The sequence below is a fragment of the Hymenobacter algoricola genome, from assembly GCF_039539525.1.
GTDB classification, from domain to species: Bacteria; Bacteroidota; Bacteroidia; order Cytophagales; family Hymenobacteraceae; genus Hymenobacter; species Hymenobacter algoricola.
In genome coordinates, this window is record NZ_BAABDH010000024.1 from 26,079 (window position 1) to 48,117 (window position 22,039).

Sequence of the window (22,039 nt, forward strand, 5' to 3'; positions counted from 1 at the left end):
AACAGCGGGCCGGCTTTCATTAGTTAGGGCAAAGGAATTGGCTTAGCCGGCCAAAAACCAAAAACCAGCCGGCTAAGAACCAACCACGCACAAAAGTACGGAAGCTCAACCCGGAATGCCTACTTTTGCGCTTTGCCAGCCCGACTGGCAACGGCATTCATTCCTCTATGGCCCTCGACTTAAATCACAAATCCATTCTGGTAACCGGTGGTACCGGCTCCTTTGGCAAGCAGTTCGTCGCCACCGTGTTCGAGAAATACCCCGACGTGAAGCGCCTCGTGGTCTTCTCCCGCGACGAGCTGAAGCAGTACGAAATGTCGCAGATATTTCCCCACAGCAAGTTTCCCGCCATCCGTTACTTCCTCGGCGACGTGCGCGACGGCGAGCGGCTCAAGCGCGCCTGCGAAGGAATCGACGTCATTGTGCACGCGGCGGCCCTCAAGCAGGTGCCGGCGGCCGAGTACAACCCGATGGAGTGCATCAAAACCAACATCTTCGGGGCCGAAAACGTCATCAACGCGGCCCTGGACTGCGGCGTGAAGGACGTGGTGGCCCTGAGCACCGACAAGGCCGCGGCGCCTATCAACCTCTACGGGGCCACCAAGCTGTGCTCGGATAAGCTGTTTGTGGCCGCCAACAACATGAAGGGCGGCCGCGACCTGCGCTTTTCGGTGGTCCGCTACGGCAACGTAATTGGTTCCCGGGGCTCGGTGGTGCCGTTTTTCCTGCAGCGCCGCCATTCCGGGGTGCTGCCCATCACCCACCCCGACATGACGCGCTTCAACATCTCGCTCGAGGAAGGCGTGGATTTGGTGCTCTACGCGCTGGAGCACGCCTGGGGTGGCGAGATTTTCGTGCCCAAGATTCCATCCTACAAAATCACCGAGGTAGCCGAAGCCATCGGCCCCCACTGCCGGCAGGAAATCGTGGGCATCCGACCCGGCGAAAAGCTGCACGAGGAAATGATAACCGAAACCGACGCGCTGAGCACGGTGGAGCTGAGCAAATACTACGTGATTCTGCCCTTCACCTCGCGCTGGAACGTGGAGGACTTCATCAAGCACTTCAACGGCAAGCGTGTCGCCGACGGCTTCCACTACAACTCAGCCAACAACGATGAGTGGCTGTCGGCCGAGCAGATCCGGGAGGAAATCCGCCTGCACGTGGATGCCGAGTTTAAGGTTTAGCCGCCGCCCTGTCAACCTGAAAAAAGCCTTCCGCACGGTGCGGAAGGCTTTTTTCAGGTTGACAGGGCCTTAGGCAGAGTACCGCAGGCGGCGGCGCTGGTTCATTCTGCCCAGCGTACTCAGCATCTGCACCACGTAGATGCCTTCGATCAGGCCGGCCAACGACAGCTCCAGCGCCGCCGTAGCCTGGGGCGACAGGGTGTAGTGGCGCACGGTTTCGTCCAGGAAGTTGTAGAACTCCACGCCCACGGCCTTCTTCACCAGCGCGGCCGGATCCGCAAACCCCGGAGCCTGGGCGTTGGATAGGTCGGCCAGCGGGCGCGGGGCAGTAAACAGCAGCGAGAAGCGCGGGCCCAGGGGCCGGGCCGGGGCCGAAAAAGAGTAGGCCGGCTGCTGCTCCAGGTTGATGCGGGCGCCGGTTTCGGCATCCAGCAGGTAGGCGATGGTGCCCGCGGGCAGGTGGAGCAGCTGCGTAGCCCGCAGCGTGTAGCGGCCGGCCCGCGGCACCAGCACCAGCAGCGGCACGGGTTCGTCCTGCGCTGTCAGCAAGGGCAGCGCCTGCACGGCCAGCGGCTCAGCGCCCCCGGCCACCGCCAGCTGCGCAACATCCTGGCCCGGGAGCTGGTAGGCATCGAAGGCGGAGTCGAAGCGGCGGGTGGCGCCGGCTTCGAAGTAGACCGCCACCTGACTGGCCCCGCCGCTGCCCTGCACTTCCAGCGTGAGCAGCGTCCGGGCTTCGGGGGCGGCCTGGGCTGGCGGACTGGAGTAGGTGCTCAGGCGGGCGGCATTGGTAAAGCGCAGGCTGGCCGTGGTTCCGGGCCGGCTGTTGCGCACGAAGAATGCCTGGCCCAGCGGAATGATGTTCGAGCCCCCATTTACGCTTACGCCCCGCACAAAGCTGGCGTACGTGCCCTCATAGCGCCCGGCCGATTGCAGGGTATACAGGGCGGCATCGAGGCCCGTAGCCCCGGGCAGCGTCTGGTCCCAGGCCAGGGGCGCCGGATACGGGTTGCCCAGCAGCCACCACCCCGAGGGCGTGGCCGCGCTGCGGGCAAGCCCCCCGGCCAGGTAAGGTCCATTGCCCAGCTCGCCGGTGAAAGTCAGTGTGGGGGGTGCCCCCGGCGCGGCATAGCCCACACCACTTACCAGCGGAGTAGCCGTTGCAGCCGGCAGGCTCCAGCCCGCCTTGAAATCAGCGGCGCTGCGGTAAGCAGCCACGGTGGTCCGGGTAGTAGCGGGTTCTGGTTCGGGCGCAGCGTCCGGCGTACCCAGGCCGCCTACCGTGGGTTGCTGCACCGGCGTGGCTACGTGGACGCGGCCGGTGCGGCCCGCCGGCTGGTAGCGCTGCACCGTCACGGCGCCCGTTGCCGTGCCCGCCCCATTGACCACCATGGCGGTACCATCGGCGTCGGCGAGCAGCGTGAGGGCGTGGCCGTCGGTGGTTAGGTTGCCATCGAGCCGCAACACGTGCTGCACCTGTACGGGGCCGGTCAGCCGGATGGTGGCGGCGGGGCCGGCCGTGAGGCTCCCGATGCGAAGCAGCGTGCCGCCCACCCGGTGCGGGCCGGCCCCGGAGCTGCGCAGAGTACCCGTACCGCCGAATGTTCCGTGGTTTATCAAGTCGCCCAGCACTGTCAGCGCCCCGTTGTCGGTCATCGTGGCGCCGGCTTCCACGGTAAACTTGCGGGCGGCGGCAGCGGCCGTGAGGACGGGCATCCGGGCGGCCCCGGCCGGAATGAATACATCATCATTGGCGGCGGGCACCGTCTTTTTGCTCCAGTTACCGGCTTCCGTGTAGGCAGTGTTTACGATGCCTCGCCATTCGTTGACAGGAAATGCGTTCGGAAAGTTAGGTAGCCCCAGTTGGCAGATGCTAGCACCTAAATTAACGCCGTAGTTATGATATAAGCAGGCCTGACCCAGGGCATTGGGGGCGTCAATAGCTCCTAAAAAATCGTGGTTAAAGAGAGCAGCATATATTTTACCATCAGGACCAGTCTGCAATGCCCCCATGTAGGCATTCTTAGGGCTGGTTCCCACTACAGTAGCCGAGGCGGCAATGGCAGCATCTGACCCGGCCAACAGGTTAAACTGGTATATATTATTACCATTCAGAGTAGTACCATACAGCCGGGAGCCATCAGGCGAAAATTCAACGCCGTAGCTACGATAAAACTGCGGCAGGGCTACATAGTGCGAAAATTCCCCGGTAGCAATATCAAAGTCGAAGAGTTCAAAGTTACTGTCCCGCTTGGCTACTGCCAGTCTACTGCCATCGGCTGAGGCCTTCATGTATCCGACGGCATTGGCATTGAAAAAGGCCCCGCTACCGCCTTTGTGTACCGAACCGATATTCGTTACAACTGGATTGGTGGCAACCCCAGCCCCCGACACCAGATATGAATAGAAGGTATTGGTTTCCCACCCATGTACTATCACCCAAAAGTCATAACCATTGGCATGCCGCACAGCCGTTACTTTTTCCGTCAGGGAAACGGCTGACAACTGATTATCCCGGGAAACTACTTCCCCTAAGTTATTCTGCCGGGTCAGGTCAATGAGGGCGTACTTTAAGCCGCCGGCCAGTTTATTATCGCAGCCATCTACAATAAACAAAAAGTACTGTCCGGCCTTACCGGGATGCGGCACAACGACAACGCCCTGCGTGGTGGACTCGTGGCCACCGAGGTTGTGACCGTTCACCATCACCTGATGGTCCCGGTTCCAGACGTCAACGCTGTTGGTGTAGAATTGCAAGTTGCCCGCCGCGTCAGAAACTGTAGCAGCGGCCTCGTATCCTACTCTGGCACCTCCGAGTATAGCCCGAGGCGTACCACCTGCGAAGCTCACGCCGGCGCCGGTCCCGAAGTACCAGTTTTGGCTCTCACGCTGAGCGAAAGCCGTGAAAGAGAGCAAGCAGCAGCACAGAGTAAACCATTGCTTCATAAGCCTTCTTTCTCTAATCACTTAACTACCACCTGGCGTAGCGGCAGTTGCCCGTCCAAATTTAAGGGTAATCCAGGGGCTTTGCCAACTACAATGAATATCATATTAATCCATGTCATTGATTACTATCTTTCCACAGCTTGCCACGCAAGTGTAGTAGCGCGCTGTTCCACCTTGTGGCAACCATAAAAAAAGGCCTCGTATTGCTACGAAGCCTTCGCTTTTATGAACCAGGAGTTGTTATTCGACAACCAGTTGCTTCATGACCACGCCCATGGTCCCGCTGATGCGCACTGTGTAGAGCCCTTTGGCTAACCCGGAAACAGGTATGGTCAGAGCTTTTTTATCATTCTGAGAGGCTCGCAAGGTGTAGTCCACAACCTTTTTCCCCAGGGCATCAGTTAGCGTTACCGTCACATTCTGCCGAATCATGGCATCCGGCAAAACAAGAGTAGTCTGGAATTGCGCGGGGTTAGGGTACAACTCAGCCTGCTGGTTTAGCGCAACAGACGAATTGGCAGCCGATACAATGGAGACAAATGCATTGGGAAAGTTAGGCAAACCCAGTTGGCTTAATTTGCCCCCCAGACTAGGCCCCGCATTACTGTAAGCACAAGCCGAACCCAAGGCGTTGGGGGCATTGATTATTCCCAACGTGGAGCTGTTGTATACAGCCAGGTAAATTTTGCCGTCTGGTCCTAGCTGCAACGCGCCAGCGTAATTGATAGGGTTTGTTGTCCCTCCCACCCTCGTGGCCGACGCTACAATGGCTGAAGCGGAGCCCGCCAACAGGTTGAACTGGTAAATTGAGTTGCCATCCAGCGTGGTACCATACAGGCGTGACCCATCCGGGGAAAACTCCACACCATAGCTTCGATAATCCTGAATCAGAGCAACGTTGTTTGAAAGCTGGCCAGTGGCCGTGTTGAAACTAAAAAGCTCGAAGCGACCGTCGCGCTGGGCTAGGGCCAGTTTGCTGCCATCTGGCGAAGCTTTCATGTAGCCCACCGCATTTGCATTGCCCAGGGCACCTCCTCCACCGCTATGAATGGAGCCAATGTTGGTTACAACCGGAGTAGAGCTAATCCCGGTGGCGGAAAGAAGGTAAGAGAAGAAGGCGTTGGTCTGCCAGCCATGAACGATAATCCAGGTGTCGGTACCATTAGCATGGCGTACGGCGGTCAGCTTCTCCGTTAGTGATACGGTGGAAAGCTGATTAGCCTTTGAAACTACGCTACCCAGCCCACCTTGCTGCGTCATGTCAATCAGCGAATACTTAAGTCCGCCCAGCAGCTGGTTGTCGCACCCATCCACAGCAAACAGGAAGTAGTGTGAAGCATTGCCCGGATGGCGCACGATGACTGCTCCCTGGGTGGCGGTTTCCTGCCCGCCTATACCTTGCCCATTAGTCATCAGCTGGTGGTTCCGATTCCACACTTTGTCACTGTTGGTGTAGAACAAAGTGGTGCCGGTTGGGTCCGAAACTGAGGCAGCCGCTTCGTAGGTAACCATGCTGCTACCAGTTAGCGGAGCGGGTGTGCTGCCGGCAAAGCTCAGCGCGGCGTTGTTGCCAAAGAACCAGTTTTGGTTTTCCCGCTGCGCGTACAAGGGGCTGGATACCAGAAAAAAGAGAGTTGTTAGGCCAGTAAACAGGTTTTTCATACTAAATGACTGAAAGGTAAACGTTTAGAATAAGCAGAGGAGATAGGGCAACTTGGCAGCTACTAGAGCAAAAGTAACCATTTAAAAGATTCTGCGGTTGTTTAGCTGCTTGGTTTCTGCGTGGTGCAGGAGCCGCGGCCACTATATTTGCGCGGTCAATACAGGTATTTTACCAGCGTTGCCCCAGCACCCTTTCTTTCATTTCTTCAGGTCTGTGAATGCCTTTTCAACCCGCTCACCCTATTCCATATGGCCGTCAGCACATTACTGATGAGGATATTCAGGTAGTCGCGGAAACGCTACGCTCCGATTTCCTGACTCAGGGTCCCAAGGTCTTGGAGTTTGAAGAGAAATTTGCCGCCTATATCGGGGCGCAACACGCCGTAGCCGTCAGCAACGGCACTGCCGCGCTGCACCTGTGCGCCCTGGCCCTGGGAGTACAGCCTGGCCAGCGCGTTATTACCACACCTATCACCTTTGCTGCTTCCGCCAACTGCGTGCGGTATTGCGGCGGCGAAGTGCACTTTGCCGATATTGATCCGGCCACTGCCCTAATCGATCTGCGGCTGGTGCGCAAGCTGCTGGAAAGCCACCCCAAAGGCTACTTCCACGGGCTGATTCCCGTTGATTTTGCCGGCCTGCCGGTCGACCTGGAGGAAGCGCGCAAGCTAGCGGACGAGTTCGGGCTCTGGATTATCGAGGACGCCTGTCATTCCCCGGGCGGCTTTTTTCAGGATAGTACCGGGCAGCGGCAACGGTGCGGCAACGGGCAGCTGGCAGATCTGGCCATCTTCTCCTTCCACCCCGTCAAACATATTGCCACCGGTGAAGGCGGCATGATTACCACCAACCGGCCCGACCTCTACGAAAAATTGCTGCTGCTCCGCTCCCACGGGATCACGAAGGACCCGGCTAAGATGCACCGCCACGACGGTGGCTGGTACATGGAAATGCAGACACTGGGCTATAACTACCGTATTTCTGATATCCTGACGGCCCTGGGTATCAGCCAGCTCGGGCGCGCCGAGGCCGGGCTGGCCCGCCGCCGGCAGCTCGCGGCCCGTTACGACCAAGCCTTTGCCAAAGTGGCGGCCATACGCCTGCTAGCCACCACGCCGGGCAATGCCTATCACCTGTACGTGCTCCAGGTAGAAGACCGCAAAGGTCTGTACGACTTCCTGCGTACTCGGCAGATTTTTGCCCAAGTACACTATATTCCGGTGCATACCATGCCTTACTATCAGCAGTTAGGCTGGCAACAGGGCGACTTTCCCCATGCCGAGGCTTACTACGACCATTGCCTGAGCATTCCGATGTTTCCGGCTCTCACGGACGACGAGCAGCAGTACGTTATCGACTGCATTCTGGAATTCGTAGCATGAGCAAGGTTGGTATCATCACGCAGGCCCGTATGGGCAGCACCCGCCTGCCGGGCAAAGTATTGCGGACGGCCCGCGGTATCAGCATGCTCGAATACCATATCAGGCGGCTACGGGCCAGCGGCCTGCCAGTGGTTATTGCTACCACCCGCTTGCCTGAGGATGATGCCATTGAGCAAGCCGCCACTCAGCTTGGCGTAGCCTGCTACCGCGGAGACGGGGAGGATGTCCTAAGCCGCTATTACGAAACTGCCGTGCAGTTCCAGCTCGACACCATCGTGCGTGTTACCTCCGACTGCCCCCTTATTGATGGGTCTCTCATTCGCTCGGCGGTCGACCAGTATGTGACGGCGGCCAATCCGCAGCAGTATATTTCCAATGGAATCCAGCGCACTTACCCCCGCGGGCTCGATTTTGAAGTATTTTCTTTCCAGCTCCTGGCTGAGGCGCAGCACCACGCGCGTAGTGCCTCCGACCGGGAACACGTTACCCCCTACATCCACCAGAACCGCTCCGGCTTGGTTGAGATTGAGCAGGTCGTGCGGGCCGCAGATGCCAGCCTCTACCGCGTTACGCTGGATACGGTCGAGGATTTTGCCTTGCTGAAAGTGCTGCTAGAGCAATATCACGCCGATACCCTAGCGACGGATGAGTTGATCAGGCTACTGGAGCAACACCCCGAGTTGGTAGCCATAAATGCCGCCACCGAGCAGAAAAAGTATGATTTTACAACGTAAAGGCTAGTCACTCATTCGCCTGTTATCCTAACCACTGCATGCGCATACTCTTCCGGGCCGACGGCAATGCAACCATCGGGTTAGGCCACGTGATACGCTCGCTGGCACTGGCCGAAATTGTACACTCGGTGGGCGAATGCTGGATGGCTATTCAGGAACCGTCGGCCGCCGTACGCAAGCTGGTTCAGCACGCGCGGGTAAAGCTGTGGGAGCTACCGGCACAGACTCCGACTGCGGAGGCTGACTATCTGCGGCCCCTGCTCCTGCCTACGGATGTGGTAGTTCTGGATGGCTATAGCTTTGCTACCAGCTACCAGCAAACATTGGCTGCCAGCGGCTGCCAGCTGGCGGCCATCGACGATCTACGGGCTTGGCCCATGGCCGTTGACCTTATCATCAACCACTCGCCCGGTATCACCTCGTCGATGTACCAGGTCGCTGCCACTACCCGCTTCTGCCTGGGGCCGGAATATTCGTTGCTGCGGCCGCCGTTTCTAGCCAACTTCCGCCTGCCTGAGCAACCTGCCGCCATTGAGCGAGTACTGCTCTGCTTTGGTGGCGCCGATCCGCTGCAGCTTACCCGCCGCTGCCTGACGATTCTGCTGGCGCTGCCAGCCCTGCGGGAAGTAGGGGTACTGACCGGTAGCGCGAATGAGCACGCCGACTCCCTGCAGCAATTGGTGGCGGCTTCGACCACGCAGCGCCGGTTTTACCAGAGTGCTTCGGCCAGCGAAATGGTGACGCTCTTGCAGCAGTACGATGCCATCATTTGCCCCGCCAGCACCATCTTGATTGAGAGTTTGGTCTTGGGCAAGGCTGCCCTCACCGGCTATTATGCCCTAAACCAGCAGCCCTTGGCGAACTACGTGCATCAACACCAGCAAGCGCATTCACTTGGCAGCTTCACTGCCCTTTCCGACGCGGCCCTTCAGGAAGCGCTGACCCGGGGCCTGCAGGCGCTGGCCCACGAACCCCGCCAGCCCTACGTGCAGCAGTTAATGCCCCAGAAGCTGCAAGCGGAGTTTGCATTGCTGCGCCAGGGCTGATTATGCCTGAGACTCGGTTATCTTTACCGGTATGGAAGAAACAGATCTGGTTCCGCTCAGCAAAGCCTACGCCTCCGCGCGGCTAGTGCTGCGCAGCCTCAAGCCCTCCGATATCGATGCTTCGTTCCTGAGCTGGTTTCAGGATGACGAACTAATGCGTTTCTACACCAATTCCCGCCAGACTCACTCCCGCGAATCGCTGCTGCAGAACATCAACCAGGGCATCCAGGCGGGCACTTCCTACGTTTTCGCCATTATTGGTCGGGAAACGAATGCGTGCATTGGTACCATCAAGTTGGGCCCCATCAACCATGACCACAAAATTTCTGATCTGGTCGTGCTCATCGGGGACCGGCGCTTTCATGGCCAAGGGCTGGCTATTGACGCCATTCGACTGGGCAATGCCATTGCCTTCGAGGAGTTTGGTATTCGTAAGCTGTTCGGTGGGATGTTCGAAACCAACCAGAGTTCCTTTAAAGCCTACACCCGCGCTGGCTGGGTGGAGGAAGGCCGGCTGAAAGGGCATTACCTGGTCGATAACCAGCCCGTGGACCGGATTCTGGTAGCCTGTTTCAACCCAGCATTCTTTCCTGAGCGCGCTTAAGTTTTCTTTTTCATGGCTACTCACTCCATTGGCGGCCGCCTTGTCGGCCCCGACCAGCCCCCTTTTATCATTGCTGAGCTTAGTGGCAACCACAACCAGGACTTGAGTCGCGGTTTGGCCATTGTCGATGCCATGGCCGCTGCCGGTGCGCACGCCATTAAGCTGCAGACTTACACGGCCGACACCATGACGCTGCCCGGTGTGCACCGCATTGAAGATCCTAACTCTCTCTGGTATGGCCGTGAGCTACACGATCTGTACCAAGAGGCCCACACGCCCTGGGAGTGGCATAAGCCGCTGTTCGAGCGCGCCAAAGCGCACGGCATGCTTGCTTTCAGTTCGCCATTCGATGAATCAGCAGTGGATTTTCTGGAAACGCTGGACGTGCCGGCCTACAAGATTGCGTCGTTTGAGAATACCGACTGGCCCCTGCTGCGGCGGGTGGCGGCCACCGGCAAACCCGTCATCATGAGTACTGGTGCCAGTACGCTGGCCGAAGTGGCGGAGGGCGTAGCAATTCTGCGCGAGGCGGGCTGCCACGATCTGACTCTGCTCAAATGCACCAGCACCTACCCTGCTACGCCCCAAAACACGAATCTGCGCACTATTCCCCATTTGGTGCAGCTTTATGCAGATTGCGTTATTGGCCTCTCCGACCATACCATGGGCGTGGGAGTGGCCGTAGCGGCTGTGGCACTGGGCGCAAGCGTGATAGAAAAGCACGTAACACTTCGTCGCGCCGATGGCGGGGTGGATTCTGCCTTTTCCTTGGAGCCAGCAGAGGTAGCTTCTCTCGTGGCCGAAACCGAGCGGGCCTGGCAGGCCTTGGGGCAGATCCAGTATGGCGTTCAGCGAGCCGAAGAAAACAGCCGCCTCTATAAACGCTCATTGTATGTAGCTCAGGATATTGCGGCTGGTCAGCTCTTCACCAAAGAAAACCTGCGGGTAGTGCGCCCCGGCGACGGGTTGCCTCCCCGCTATTTCGATCAGCTCCTCGGCAAGCCTGCCCGCCAAAGCTTGAGCGCCGGCAAGCCGCTGACCTGGGATGCCCTGTAGCCAATGAGCTCTGAAGCTGTCTTCGTGGCCCGCATCCGCAACCAGCTCCAACTGCGGTTCACTGACCTGTTTTTCTCGTTGCCCGAGCCGGTACTGAGTCCTATTTCACCCACCAGCCCCCTGCGCCGGCTCGCCAAAGTTGTCGGCTACGCGGCCCTGCGGCTCGTTGGCAACGTGTTCCGGCCCATCCGCAACCCCGAGCCACTGCGGGGCGCGGTGTGGCTGTACGTGGTGAGCCAGAATAACTACGAGGCGCTGCAGTTCATCCGCACGGCCCGGGCCGACAGCGTGCTGGTGGCGGGGCAAAGCAAGGAAATCGGGCGCTACAACGCGGCCGTCAACCGACTTTCGCTGCGGCGCAAGCTATTATACTACTGGCAGTTTCCGTTGGTACTGCTGGGCTTGCTGCACACCGAGGGCCGGCGGGCCTGGCGGTTTTTCGACCTGATTTTCAACGCCGTCGGCTACTACGAGGTGTACGGGCGGGCCCTGCGCCACTACCGGCCCCGGGCCATCATCTTCGCCAACGACCACAACGACGACAGCCGGGCCCTGCTGCTGGCCGCCCGGGCCTGCGGGGTGCCCACGGCCTACGTGCAGCACGCCAGCGTGAGCACCAACTTTCCGCCGCTGGGCTTCGATCTGAGCCTGCTCGAAGGCCAGGACGCGCTGGACAAGTACCGGCAGTGCGGCCCCGTACCCGGCCGGGTGGAGCTGGTGGGCATGCCCAAAGCCGATGCTTTTCTGGCCAAAAAGAACCTGAATCCCACCGTGCAGCGCGTGGGAATAGCGTGCAACTCGCTCGATGCCACCGCTGCCATTGCCGCCGTCGTAGACCACCTGTTCCGGGATTTTCCCGACCTCACCTTCACCTTCCGCCCCCACCCCGGCGACCGGCGCGACTTCCGCTTTCTGCGCCAACACCATCCGCAGTTGCTGGTTTCCGATGCCCGGCAGCAAAACGTATTCGAGTTTCTGGGCCAGCAGGACGCCCTGATTGCTGCCGACACCAGCACCCACCTTGAGGCCACCCTGCTGAACGTAGTCAGCCTCTACTACCGCTTCGGCACCCACGGCATTGCCGACGACTACTACGGCTACGCGGCCCACGGCCTCGTGGACCGCGCCCACTCCCTGCCCGGGCTAACGGCCCTGCTGCGCCAGTACCAGCACCACAAGCCCGCGGAGCACTACCGCCGCGCCGCCTACTACAACGCTACGCTCGGCACCCCCGACGAAGGCCACAGCCAGCAGCGGGCATTACGGTTGCTGGACGAATGGTTGAACCCCACTCCGTAGGAACAACTCTGCGTCCTCTGCGGGAACCATCGCCGGAACGCAACCGGCGCCAGAACCTTACTTTGCACCATGCTGCCGCCCCTGTCCGCCACCGCGCCCGTTACCGCCGAAACCCGACTGACCTACGTGCTCCGGCATTTCCGTCAGGCCTACGCCGACGTGCCCACTGTTTCGATAGGCTACCGGGACGCGCAGATTCAGGTAGCGGAAGCTGCCGGGCAGTTTTTCAGCCAGATCAACCTTTACCCGCCCGAGCCGGTCTGGCGGGACTGGCTGGGCCACCCAATTCCCTTCTTCTTCGGCCCGGCCGCCGACCAGCCGCTGCTGGAGCTATTGCCCGATGGCCGCGCCCACATCCACGCCGATATCATTTCCGCAGCTTTCTACCTGCTCAGCGGCTGGCAGGAATACCACTGCGACGAGCGGGACCGGCACGGCCGCTTTCCCTTCGCGGCCAGCGTGCAGCACCGCTACGGCTTCGTGGCGGTGCCCGTGGTCAACTACTATTTCGACCTGCTGAAAACGGCCGTGGAGCACGTCAGCGGCCAACCGTGTCAACTGCGCCGCTGGGCGGCTGATGCCCCTTTTGCGGCCTTCATCACCCACGATATCGACAACCTGTACAGCGCCTGGAAAGCGCCCGCCAAACGGGCCTTAAAGCGACTCGACGCGCCGGGTTTCGGTCGGCAGCTGTGGCAGCACTGCACCCGCTCCGACGCCTGGGACAACCTGGCGCTGGTGCAGCAGATAGTGGCGGAATACGGCGCGAAAAGTACGTTCTTCTTCCTCCTCAATCATCAGCCCACCAACGGCACGCCCAATGCCGACTACCGGCTGACCCCTGACTTAAAAGTCCGGATAGAAAAGTTAGCGGCGGACGGGGCGGAAATAGGTGTCCACGGAAGCTTGGGTACTGCCCGGCGAGCTAACGACTTGCGGCAGGAAGCGCAGCAGCTTCCCGTTGGGGCCCTTGGCAACCGGTTTCACTACCTGAGCTGGGAGCCGCGCCTTACGCCATCTGCTCTTGCCGCGGCAGGCCTCCAATACGACACCACCCTGGGCTTTGCCGAGCATTTCGGCTTCCGTAACTCCTACTGTCATCCGTTTCACCCGTTCGACTTCACGCAGAATCGGGTCACTGATTTCCTCGAAATCCCGCTCAACGTGATGGACGCCACGCTTTACCATCCTAACTACCTGCAGCTGACCCCCACCGAAATTCTGCCGGCCCTCACGCCGATGTTCGGGGAAATCGAGCGGTTCGGGGGCGTGTGCACGGTACTCTGGCACAACGAGAACTTCGACCCGGCCAACCTTCACAACGGCCCGCAGCAGTTCCACGTCCTCATGGACTACCTTCGCAGCCGCAAAACAGCCTTCGTCAACGGTCGGGACATTTGTTGCCGGTTGCCAGTTGCCGGTTCCCAGTTCGCTCAGTCCTGAAACCAGTAACTACCAACTCACAACCGATGACCGGCAACTGGCAACTCATAACTGACAACTGATTTGGGTATCGTTCAGCGGCAGGGGCTGCGCAACACCATTATTTCCTACCTCGGGCTGGCGCTGGGCTTCGTCAACACGGCCCTGGTGCTGCCCCACCTGCTGGCTCCCGAGAAGTTGGGCCTGACGACGCTGCTGGTGTCCAGCGCCACGGTGTACGCGCAGTTTGCCGCTTTTGGGTTTGCCAGCGTGGGCATCCGCTTTTTCCCCTACTTCCGCAACCGCGAGGCCGGCCACCACGGCTTTCTGCCCCTGCTGCTGGGCCTGCCCCTGCTGGGCTTTCTGCTGGTCACGCTGTTCTACGGGCTGGCCAAACCGCTGCTGCTGGCCCGGTACGCTCCCCAAGACGCGGCGCTGCTCGTGCCCTACTACTGGTGGGGCAGTGCGCTGGCGCTGTCTACGCTGCTCTATTCCCTGCAGGATGCCTACCTGAAAGGGCTGTACCACACCGCCTTTTCGGGCTTTCTGCAGGACATTGTGCTCAGGGTACTTATCGTGGGACTGGCTCTGCTGTATGGCAAAGGCTATATCGACTTTCACGAGTTCGTGCTCGGCTACATCGGGCTCTACGGCATCATCCTGCTGCTGCTGACGGCCTACCTGGGCTATATCGGGGAGCTGCACCTGCGGCCCACCCGGGCGGCGCTGCGGGTGCGGCCGGTGAGCGAAATTGTGCGCTTCGGCGGCTTTGCCCTGCTTTCCAGCCTCTCGGGCAGCATCCTGGGCTACATCGACTCGTGGATGGTGAGCGCGCAGCTGGGGCTGGCGGCGGCCGGCGTGTACGGCATTGCCTACAACATCAGCACGGCCCTGACTATTCCGGCCCGCTCGCTCAATAAGATTGCCTTCCCGCTGCTGGCCCAGTACTGGAAAGACCAGGACCTGGCCAAGATGGCCGACTTCTACCGCCGCACCACCCGCCTGAACACGGCCCTGGGCTGCTACCTCGCGCTGGGCATCGGGCTGAACCTGGACTTCATCTACTCCCTGATCAAAAACCCGGTGTACGCCACCGGCACCACCGCCGTGCTGCTGCTGCTGGCCGGCCGCCTGTTCGACGGCATCACCGGCGTCAACGGCCTCATCGTCGTTACCTCGCCGCGCTACCGCTTCGATTTGATTTTCAACCTGTTTCTGGCCGGCAGCACGGTGTTTATGAACTGGCTGCTGATTCCACGCTACGGCCTTACCGGCTCGGCCCTGGCTACGCTCCTGGCCATCGTCAGCATCAACGCGGCCCGCACCTGGTTTGTGTGGTATTCCTACCGCCTGCAGCCCTTCGACCGGCGCATTCCGCTCATCATGGCCGTGGCTGCCGTAGCTGGTTTCGCGGGCTGGCTGGTACCGTTCACCCACTCGTTTCTGGTCACCATGCTGGTGCGCTCCGTGGTGCTGACCATTGGGTACGCGGGGCTGGTGCTGGGCACCAATGCGGTGCCCGAAGCCCGGGATTTACTGCTCGGCCTGAAAAAACGTTTATTACCTTAGGTAATCAGGTATTACCTTAAGTAATTCATTATCAGCTACAAGAATTCCTTACCTATTCTATTCAACTAGCTTGTTTTAAGATAGATAAAATAATAATTAGGAAGTTCCAAAATCGGGCTACTACATTTGCAGCACCAATTCTTTACCCCCCAAAGGATTGTTTTTATACAGAGGCGTGGAGAGACAGGCTCGACGAAACGCCGGCAACCATCCGCAAACCCGCGGAAACGGTGCCAAGTCCTGACCATATAAAAACAAGTTGCCGTGAAAACTTCTGCCAACCCCCGCACCACCACTGCCACCCTCTCTGCTCTACAGCATGGATGTTGGGGCATGCTGCTGGGCGGCCGGTGTTGTTAGTCCGGCTCACCCCCGCCCTTTTTCCTGCCCGTGCCCTGTTCTTAGCTAGCTAAGGCAGTTTCCCGCACCTCTTTTTCGGCTCCCGCAGGACAGCCGGCCCGGCTTTGCGCCGCCTTATGGCGTCCGGGCGCTTCGTGTCGTCGGCCTTTTCTGCCCGGAAAAGCCCCATCCTTCCTTCATTATGCAAGTAGCCTCCCAGGCGCTGGTCCTCGACCTGCGCCGGCAGCTCGCCGGGCTTTCCGCGGCCGAAGTGCTGGCCGTCGTCGCCGCGCAGTTCCCCCAGCAAGCCGTTTTCTCGACTTCCTTCGGCCTCGAAGACCAGATCATCACCCACCTGATCTTCGAGCACAACCTGCCGATTACCGTCTTCACCCTCGACACGGGCCGCAACTTCCAGGAAACCTACTCCACCTGGAGCAAGACCCTGCGTCGCTACGGCCAGCCCATCGACACCTACGCTCCCCGGCCGGCCGGCGTGGAGCACCTGCTGCGCGAAAAAGGACCCAACAGCTTCTACGACAGCGTGGAAAACCGCAAAGAATGCTGCGGCATCCGCAAGGTGGAGCCGCTGAACCGGGCGCTCCAGGGGCAGCAGGCGTGGTTTACCGGCATCCGCGCCGAGCAGTCGGCCAACCGGCACGACATGCACGCGGTGGAGTGGGACGACACGCACAAGCTCCTCAAGTTTCACCCGCTGTTCGACTGGACTTTCGCCCAGTGCTGGGACTATGTGCACGCGCACAGCATTCCGTTCAATCCGCTGCACCAGCAGGGCTTCGTGAGCATCGGCTGCGCGCCCTGCACCCGGGCCATCAAGCCGGGCGAGGATTTCCGGGCCGGGCGCTGGTGGTGGGAAGACCAGACGGCCAAGGAATGCGGCCTGCACGGCACCCACAGCAGCCCCGATCCGGAGGTGGAGCCGATAACGGCTAACTAAAACCGACTGTCATCCTTCATCTGGCGTCCGCTTGCGAAGGACCTTATGGGATATGAACGATGGGTGTGACAACGACTCGCTCCAACGTGATAAGGTCCTTCGGCTTTCGCCTCAGGATGACAGGAAATCAAATACTGACATCCCGACCATATGAGTATCCTGCACTTCGATTACCTCGACCGGCTGGAAGCCGAAGCCCTTCACATCCTGCGGGAAGTGGCGGGCCAGTTTGAGCGGCCGGCCCTGCTGTTTTCGGGCGGCAAAGACTCCATCGTGCTGACGCGCCTGGCCGAAAAGGCCTTCCGCCCCGGCCGCTTTCCCTTCCCGCTGGTGCACGTCGATACCGGCCACAACTTCCCCGAGGTGCTGGCCTTCCGCGACGCGCTGGCCGCCGAGCTGGGCGAAAAGCTTATCGTGCGCAGCGTGGAGGATACCATCCGGCGGCAGCGCCTGCGCGAGCCGGGCGGCAAGTTCCCCAGCCGCAACCCGCTGCAAACCTACACCCTGCTCGAAACCATCGAGGAGTTTGGGTTCGACGCCTGCATCGGCGGGGCCCGCCGCGACGAGGAAAAGGCCCGGGCCAAGGAGCGCATCTTCTCGGTGCGCGACGAGTTTGGGCAGTGGGACCCCAAGCGCCAGCGTCCCGAGCTCTGGAACATCTACAACGGCCGCATCCAGCGGGGTGAAAACGTGCGCGTGTTCCCGATTTCGAACTGGACCGAGCTGGACGTGTGGCGCTACATCCAGCGCGAGAACATTGCCCTGCCCAGCATCTACTTCGGCCACCCGCGCACCTGCGTGGTGCTGCCCAGCGGCCAGCTGCTGGGCCTCAACGAGCACCTGCGCCTCGACGACACCGACGAAATCGTGGAGCGCCAGGTGCGCTTCCGCACCGTGGGCGACTCGACCTGCACCGCCGCCGTGGAGAGCGACGCGGCCACCATCGACGACATCATCGCGGATCTGCTGCTGGCCAAAGTCAGTGAGCGGGGCGCCACCCGCCTCGACGACAACATCTCCGAGGCCGGCATGGAAGACCGCAAGCGCAACGGCTATTTCTGAGTGGTGAAGATTTTTCAGAACGTCATGCTGAGCGAAGCCGAAGCATCTCGCCAGCGTGGTAATCATGAAGTACCAACCTGCCATCAGCACGCGAGATTCCTCGGCAAGCTCGGAATGACGTTCTGCAAACGCACCATTTCACAACCTCCCCAAGACCCCAAACCCATGGACCTTCTCCGATTCATTACCTGCGGCAGCGTCGACGACGGCAAGAGTACGCTGATCGGCCGCCTGCTCTACGACTCCGACTCCGTGTCCTTGGACGTGCTGGCGGCGCTGGAAAACCGGCCTACCGTGCACGGCACCGTGGATCTGGCCCTGCTCACCGACGGCCTGCGGGCCGAGCGCGAGCAGGGCATCACCATCGACGTGGCCTACAAGTACTTCACCACGCCCCGGCGCAAGTTCATCATCACCGACGCGCCGGGCCACGTGCAGTACACCCGCAACATGGTCACGGGCGCCTCCACCGCCGATCTGGCCATCGTGCTGGTCGATGCCCGCCAGGGCGTGGTGGAGCAGACCCGCCGCCACTCGCTGCTGGCCGCGCTGGTCGGCATCCGCCACTTCGTGCTGGCCGTGAACAAGATGGACCTGGTGGGCAACGACGAGGCCGTATTCGACCAGATCGTGGCCGACTATGCCGCCGTGGCCGACCAGCTCCGGCTGCCCCACGTGACGGCCATTCCGCTCAGCGCCCTGCTCGGCGACAACATCGTGGCGCGCGCCAAAAACCTGCCCTGGTACGCCGGCCCCAGCCTGCTCGAGCACCTGGAAAGCGTGCCGGCCTTCGAGGAAGCCACCAGTGGCGAGCCGCGCTTCCAGGTGCAGTTCGTCATCCGGCCCCAGACCGACGACTACCCCGACTACCGCGGCTACGCCGGCCGCATCCAGAGCGGGGAGTACCGCCGCGGCGACCGGGTATACGTGCTGCCCGGCGGCCGCGAGTCGGTGATTGAGGCCATCGAAGTGGATCAGCGGGAAGTGGAAGCTGCCGCCGCGCCCCAGGCCGTGATCCTGCGCCTGCGCGACGAGCTCGACATCAGCCGCGGCGACGCCATCGTGCCGGTGGGCAGCGCGGTGCGCGTGGCTAAAGAATTGGAAGCCACCGTGTGCTGGATGGACGAGCGGCCCCTGTGGCCCGGCCGCAAGCTGCTGGTCCAGCACCACTCGGCGGTGGTGAAGGCGGTGGTGTCGGCCATCATCTACAAGGTGAACGTGCGCACCTACGGCCGCGCGGCCACCGAGTCGGCCCAGCTCAACGACATCGTGGGCATCCGCCTCAAGACGGCCACCCCGCTCGTGGTCGACACCTACCAGCAGAACCGGGCCACGGGAGCTTTCATCCTCGTCGATGAGCTCAGCGGCGACACGCTGGCCGCCGGCATGGTCGAGGCCGTGCAGCACAGCTTCGTGCCCGAGCCGCCGGGCTTCACGATTTAGGACTGAGCTTCAAAAAAGAACGTCATGCTTGATCTGGCGTCCGCGTAGTCGAAGCATCCCGCGTGCTGACGTCTGAGTGGTAATCCAACATCAGCACGCGAGATTCCTCGGTTCCTGGCCTGAGGCGCCACGTGCTCGGAATGACCGCCGGTTTAAACACCCAATCCTTTCCCCATGTCCACCTTTTCAACCTCTACGCCCCGCCTGACCGTGCTCGGCGCGGGCCCCGGCGACCCGGAGCTGTTCACGCTCAAAGGCGTGCGGGTGCTGGGCGAAGCCGACGTGGTGCTCTACGACGCGCTGGCCAACAACGACCTGCTCGGCTTCGTGCGGCCCGGCGCCCCGCAGGTTTTCGTGGGCAAGCGCCGGGGCCTGCGCAGCTACGCCCAGGACGAAATCAACGCCCTCATCGTGGAAAGCGCCCGCCAGTACGGCCACGTGGTGCGGCTCAAGGGCGGCGACCCGTTCGTGTTCGGGCGGGGCCGGGAGGAAATGCTTTTCGCCGAGCAGCACGGCCTGCTGACCGACTACGTGCCGGGCATCAGCAGCGCCGTGGCCGCGGCCGGCAGCGTGGGCATCCCGGTCACGCACCGCGGCAGCAGTGAAGGCTTCCGGGTGATTACGGCCACCACGGCCACCGGCGGGCTGTCGGCGGCCGTGACCGACGCGGCCCGCTCCCGCACCACAACGGTGATTCTGATGGGCCTGAGCCAGCTGGCGCGCATCGTCGACATCTTTGCCCGGCACGGCCAGGCGCAGACGCCGGCGGCCATCATCCAGAACGGCACGCTGCCCACGGCCCGGCTCGTGACGGGTACCGTGGCTGAGCTGCCGGCCCGGGCGGCGGCGGCGGGTCTTGGCGCCCCGGCCATCATCATCATCGGTGAGGTAGCCCGGCTGGCCACGGCTGAGGCGGCCGGGCCCGCGGTATTTTCTGACCTGCTTTCCTACGCTGAGGTGGCGTAGATCCAATAAAAAAGAACGGCATGCCGAGCGAAGCCGAAGCATCCCGCGTGCTGACGAATGAGCCGTAACTATCCTGCCCAGCAATGTTGTGCATCTCTGCTGCTTCGTCTGATTGGCAGGCCAACGACGCCACGCGGGATGCTTCGGCTTCGCCTCTGCCTGACGGCCTTGTTTCAGCAACGGCCGCCCGCCGCCACTCCCGACACCCGACTATCCCTCCACCACCATGAGCCTTCTTCCCCAAAACCAGACGCTGCCCCTGGGCTTCGACGACGACACGCTGCAGCGCCTGACCACGGGCCTGTCTGACCAGCAGCTGACCTGGCTCAGCGGCTACTTCTACGGCCGCACCAGCGCCGGGCGCAGTGAAGTGCAGCAGGCGGCGCTGGCCCAGGCTGGGGCCCGCCCCGCGGTTGCCGCCCCCGCCCCGAAGCTCACGATTCTCTACGGCTCCCAGACCGGCAACGGCAAGAAGGTAGCCCAGCAAACCGCCGACCAGGCCCGGCAGCGCGGGGTGAAGGTGAGCGTGCAGGACGTGAACGACTACGCCACCCGCTCGCTCAAAACCGAGCAGCAGCTGCTGCTGGTCGTCAGCACCCAGGGCGAGGGCGAGCCGCCGGTGGCCGCCGAGGAGCTGCACCAGTTTCTGCTCAGCAGCCGCGCCCCCCGCCTGCCCGACCTGCGCTACTCGGTGCTGGCCCTCGGCGACCGGAGTTACGTACAGTTCTGCCAGACCGGCCGCGAGTTCGACGAGCGCCTGGCCGAGCTGGGCGCCCAGCGCCTGCTGGCGCGCGTGGAGTGCGACGTGGACTACCACGAACCCGCCCGGCAGTGGGCCGAGCGGGTCCTGGACGTCATTGCCGCCGCCGCCGGCCCGGTTACTTCCGGCAGCAGCAGCTACGTGGCCGCTGCGCAAACCCTGGCGGAGCCGGCCCCCGAGCCCTACACCAGCCGCCACCCGCTGGGGGCCACCGTGCTGGAGAAGATTCAGCTCAACGGCTGCGGCTCGACGAAGGAAACCTACCACCTGGAGCTGTCGTTGGCCGACTCCGGGCTGCACTACGAGCCCGGCGACGCACTGGCGGTGGTGCCGCGCAACGGGGAGGCGCTGGTGGATGAAGTGCTGCGCGCAGCCCGCCTCGATGCTGCGGCCCCGGTGCAGCTGTCGGGCCTGGAGCTGGAGCTGGGCCTGGCCCTGACCCGGCAGCTGGAGCTGTCGGTGCTCACGCGCGACGTGCTGGAGCGCTACGCCGCCCTGGCGCCCCACCACTACCAGCTCCGGGAAATCGTGGCCGACCTGCCGCAGCTGCAGCACTACCTGTACGGCCGCGACGTGGCCGATCTGCTCACCGAGTTTCCTGCCGAGCTGTCGGCCCAGCACCTGGCGGCCGTGCTGCGGCCCTTGCCGGCCCGGGCCTACTCGCTGGCCAGCAGCCTGCTCGTGCACCCCGACGAGGCTCACCTCACCGTGGCCGCCGTGCGCTACGCCGCCCACGGGCGCCGCCGGCACGGCGTGTGCTCGTCGCACCTGGCCGACCGGCTCGCCCCCGGCGACGCGGCCCAGGTGTACGTGGAGCGCAACGAGTACTTCAAGCTGCCCGCCGACGGGGCCACCGACATCATCATGCTGGGCGCGGGCACCGGGGTGGCCCCGTTCCGCGCCTTCGTGGAGGAGCGCGTGGAGCTGGGCGCCGCGGGCCGCAGCTGGCTGCTGTTCGGCAACCCGAACTTCACCACCGACTTCCTCTACCAGGCCGAGTGGCTCCAGCACCTCAGGCGCGGCACGCTCAGCGCCCTCGACGTGGCCTTTTCGCGCGACCAGGCCGAGAAAGTCTACGTGCAGCACCGCCTGCTGGAAAAGGCGCGCGACGTGTACGGCTGGCTCGAAAACGGCGCCCACTTCTACGTCTGCGGCGACAAGGCCCGCCTGGGCACTGCCGTTCAGGAAGCGCTGAAGCAGGTGGTGCAGCGCGAGGCCGGCTGCTCGGCCGAGGCGGCGGCGGACTACCTGCGCGCCCTCAAAAAGCAGCGCCGCTACCTGGAGGACGTGTATTGAACGACTGTAGAGACGCGTATTCGCGTCTTCCGCAAGAACGACCCACGCCGCGCCAACCCAGGCCGCCTGAACAACATCAGCAACGACGAGGCGCGAAGGGCCGTGCCCCTACGTCGTTCAGAATGACGTGGGCAATGGGAGGATGTCTCAGTCTGCCCTTTGCTTCGGTTTGAACTCAGGTGATAAGTTTTTGACACCCTCAAAACTTATCACCACCCTGGTCTGCCTGCACCCTGATTATAAATTTTCGGTACCCTCAAATTTTATAACCACTCTGGTCTGCCTGCACCCTGGTTATAAATTTTTGG

General features: G+C 61.8%; 16 protein-coding genes and 1 riboswitch. Of the genes, 14 read left to right on the top strand and 2 right to left on the bottom strand.

Annotated elements, in window-relative coordinates:
• Positions 1-167 precede the first annotated feature (167 nt).
• Complete coding sequence (pseB, locus tag ABD842_RS07925; RefSeq protein ID WP_345112372.1) at positions 168-1,187, top strand: UDP-N-acetylglucosamine 4,6-dehydratase (inverting); 1,020 nt, start codon at positions 168-170, stop codon at positions 1,185-1,187.
• 69 nt (positions 1,188-1,256) lie between these two features.
• Here pseB and ABD842_RS07930 read toward each other — a convergent pair whose 3' ends face one another.
• Both ABD842_RS07930 and ABD842_RS07935 read right to left on the bottom strand, forming a co-directional pair.
• Positions 1,257-2,951 (bottom strand): hypothetical protein, encoded by a 1,695-nt coding sequence (locus ABD842_RS07930; RefSeq protein WP_345112373.1) that lies wholly within the window; start codon positions 2,949-2,951, stop codon positions 1,257-1,259.
• A 1,422-nt stretch (positions 2,952-4,373) separates the two neighbouring features.
• Positions 4,374-5,795: a T9SS type A sorting domain-containing protein gene (locus ABD842_RS07935; RefSeq protein ID WP_345112374.1), complete on the bottom strand. Its 1,422-nt coding sequence runs from the start codon at positions 5,793-5,795 to the stop codon at positions 4,374-4,376.
• A 218-nt stretch (positions 5,796-6,013) separates the two neighbouring features.
• On the opposite strand from ABD842_RS07935, the gene pseC reads away from it, so the two are divergent.
• The 13 genes from pseC to ABD842_RS08000 all read left to right on the top strand — a co-directional run bounded on the left by pseC (position 6,014) and on the right by ABD842_RS08000 (position 21,731).
• Positions 6,014-7,177 (top strand): UDP-4-amino-4,6-dideoxy-N-acetyl-beta-L-altrosamine transaminase, encoded by a 1,164-nt coding sequence (gene pseC / locus ABD842_RS07940; RefSeq protein ID WP_345112376.1) that lies wholly within the window; start codon positions 6,014-6,016, stop codon positions 7,175-7,177.
• Positions 7,174-7,911: a cytidylyltransferase domain-containing protein gene (locus tag ABD842_RS07945; RefSeq protein ID WP_345112378.1), complete on the top strand. Its 738-nt coding sequence runs from the start codon at positions 7,174-7,176 to the stop codon at positions 7,909-7,911. The genes pseC and ABD842_RS07945 overlap by 4 nt, the downstream gene beginning before the upstream one ends.
• A gap of 38 nt (positions 7,912-7,949) precedes the next feature.
• Positions 7,950-8,957 carry a UDP-2,4-diacetamido-2,4,6-trideoxy-beta-L-altropyranose hydrolase gene (gene pseG / locus ABD842_RS07950; RefSeq protein ID WP_345112380.1) on the top strand — a complete coding sequence of 336 codons (1,008 nt, stop codon included), beginning with the start codon at positions 7,950-7,952 and terminating at the stop codon, positions 8,955-8,957.
• 31 nt (positions 8,958-8,988) lie between these two features.
• Entirely contained in the window at positions 8,989-9,561 is a 573-nt protein-coding gene (locus ABD842_RS07955) for a GNAT family N-acetyltransferase (protein ID WP_345112381.1), read from the top strand.
• A gap of 12 nt (positions 9,562-9,573) precedes the next feature.
• Positions 9,574-10,617: a pseudaminic acid synthase gene (pseI, locus tag ABD842_RS07960; protein ID WP_345112383.1), complete on the top strand. Its 1,044-nt coding sequence runs from the start codon at positions 9,574-9,576 to the stop codon at positions 10,615-10,617.
• A gap of 3 nt (positions 10,618-10,620) precedes the next feature.
• Positions 10,621-11,916: a glycosyltransferase family protein gene (locus tag ABD842_RS07965; protein ID WP_345112384.1), complete on the top strand. Its 1,296-nt coding sequence runs from the start codon at positions 10,621-10,623 to the stop codon at positions 11,914-11,916.
• 69 nt (positions 11,917-11,985) lie between these two features.
• Positions 11,986-13,359 (top strand): DUF7033 domain-containing protein, encoded by a 1,374-nt coding sequence (locus tag ABD842_RS07970; RefSeq protein WP_345112385.1) that lies wholly within the window; start codon positions 11,986-11,988, stop codon positions 13,357-13,359.
• Positions 13,360-13,422: 63 nt separating this feature from the next.
• Entirely contained in the window at positions 13,423-14,907 is a 1,485-nt protein-coding gene (locus ABD842_RS07975) for a lipopolysaccharide biosynthesis protein (protein ID WP_345112386.1), read from the top strand.
• Positions 14,908-15,067: 160 nt separating this feature from the next.
• Positions 15,068-15,162: riboswitch (SAM riboswitch) on the top strand.
• Between the two features lie 286 nt (positions 15,163-15,448).
• Positions 15,449-16,204: a phosphoadenylyl-sulfate reductase gene (locus ABD842_RS07980; protein ID WP_345112387.1), complete on the top strand. Its 756-nt coding sequence runs from the start codon at positions 15,449-15,451 to the stop codon at positions 16,202-16,204.
• 150 nt (positions 16,205-16,354) lie between these two features.
• On the top strand, positions 16,355-17,266 hold the full coding sequence (cysD, locus tag ABD842_RS07985) for a sulfate adenylyltransferase subunit CysD (protein ID WP_345112389.1): 912 nt from the start codon (positions 16,355-16,357) through the stop codon (positions 17,264-17,266).
• 165 nt (positions 17,267-17,431) lie between these two features.
• On the top strand, positions 17,432-18,709 hold the full coding sequence (locus tag ABD842_RS07990) for a sulfate adenylyltransferase subunit 1 (protein ID WP_345112391.1): 1,278 nt from the start codon (positions 17,432-17,434) through the stop codon (positions 18,707-18,709).
• Positions 18,710-18,883: 174 nt separating this feature from the next.
• The gene (cobA, locus tag ABD842_RS07995) at positions 18,884-19,675 is read left to right on the top strand and encodes a uroporphyrinogen-III C-methyltransferase (protein WP_345112392.1); all 792 of its coding nucleotides are present in this window, start codon (positions 18,884-18,886) and stop codon (positions 19,673-19,675) included.
• Positions 19,676-19,901: 226 nt separating this feature from the next.
• The gene (locus ABD842_RS08000; protein WP_345112393.1) at positions 19,902-21,731 is read left to right on the top strand and encodes an assimilatory sulfite reductase (NADPH) flavoprotein subunit; all 1,830 of its coding nucleotides are present in this window, start codon (positions 19,902-19,904) and stop codon (positions 21,729-21,731) included.
• Positions 21,732-22,039 lie beyond the last annotated feature (308 nt).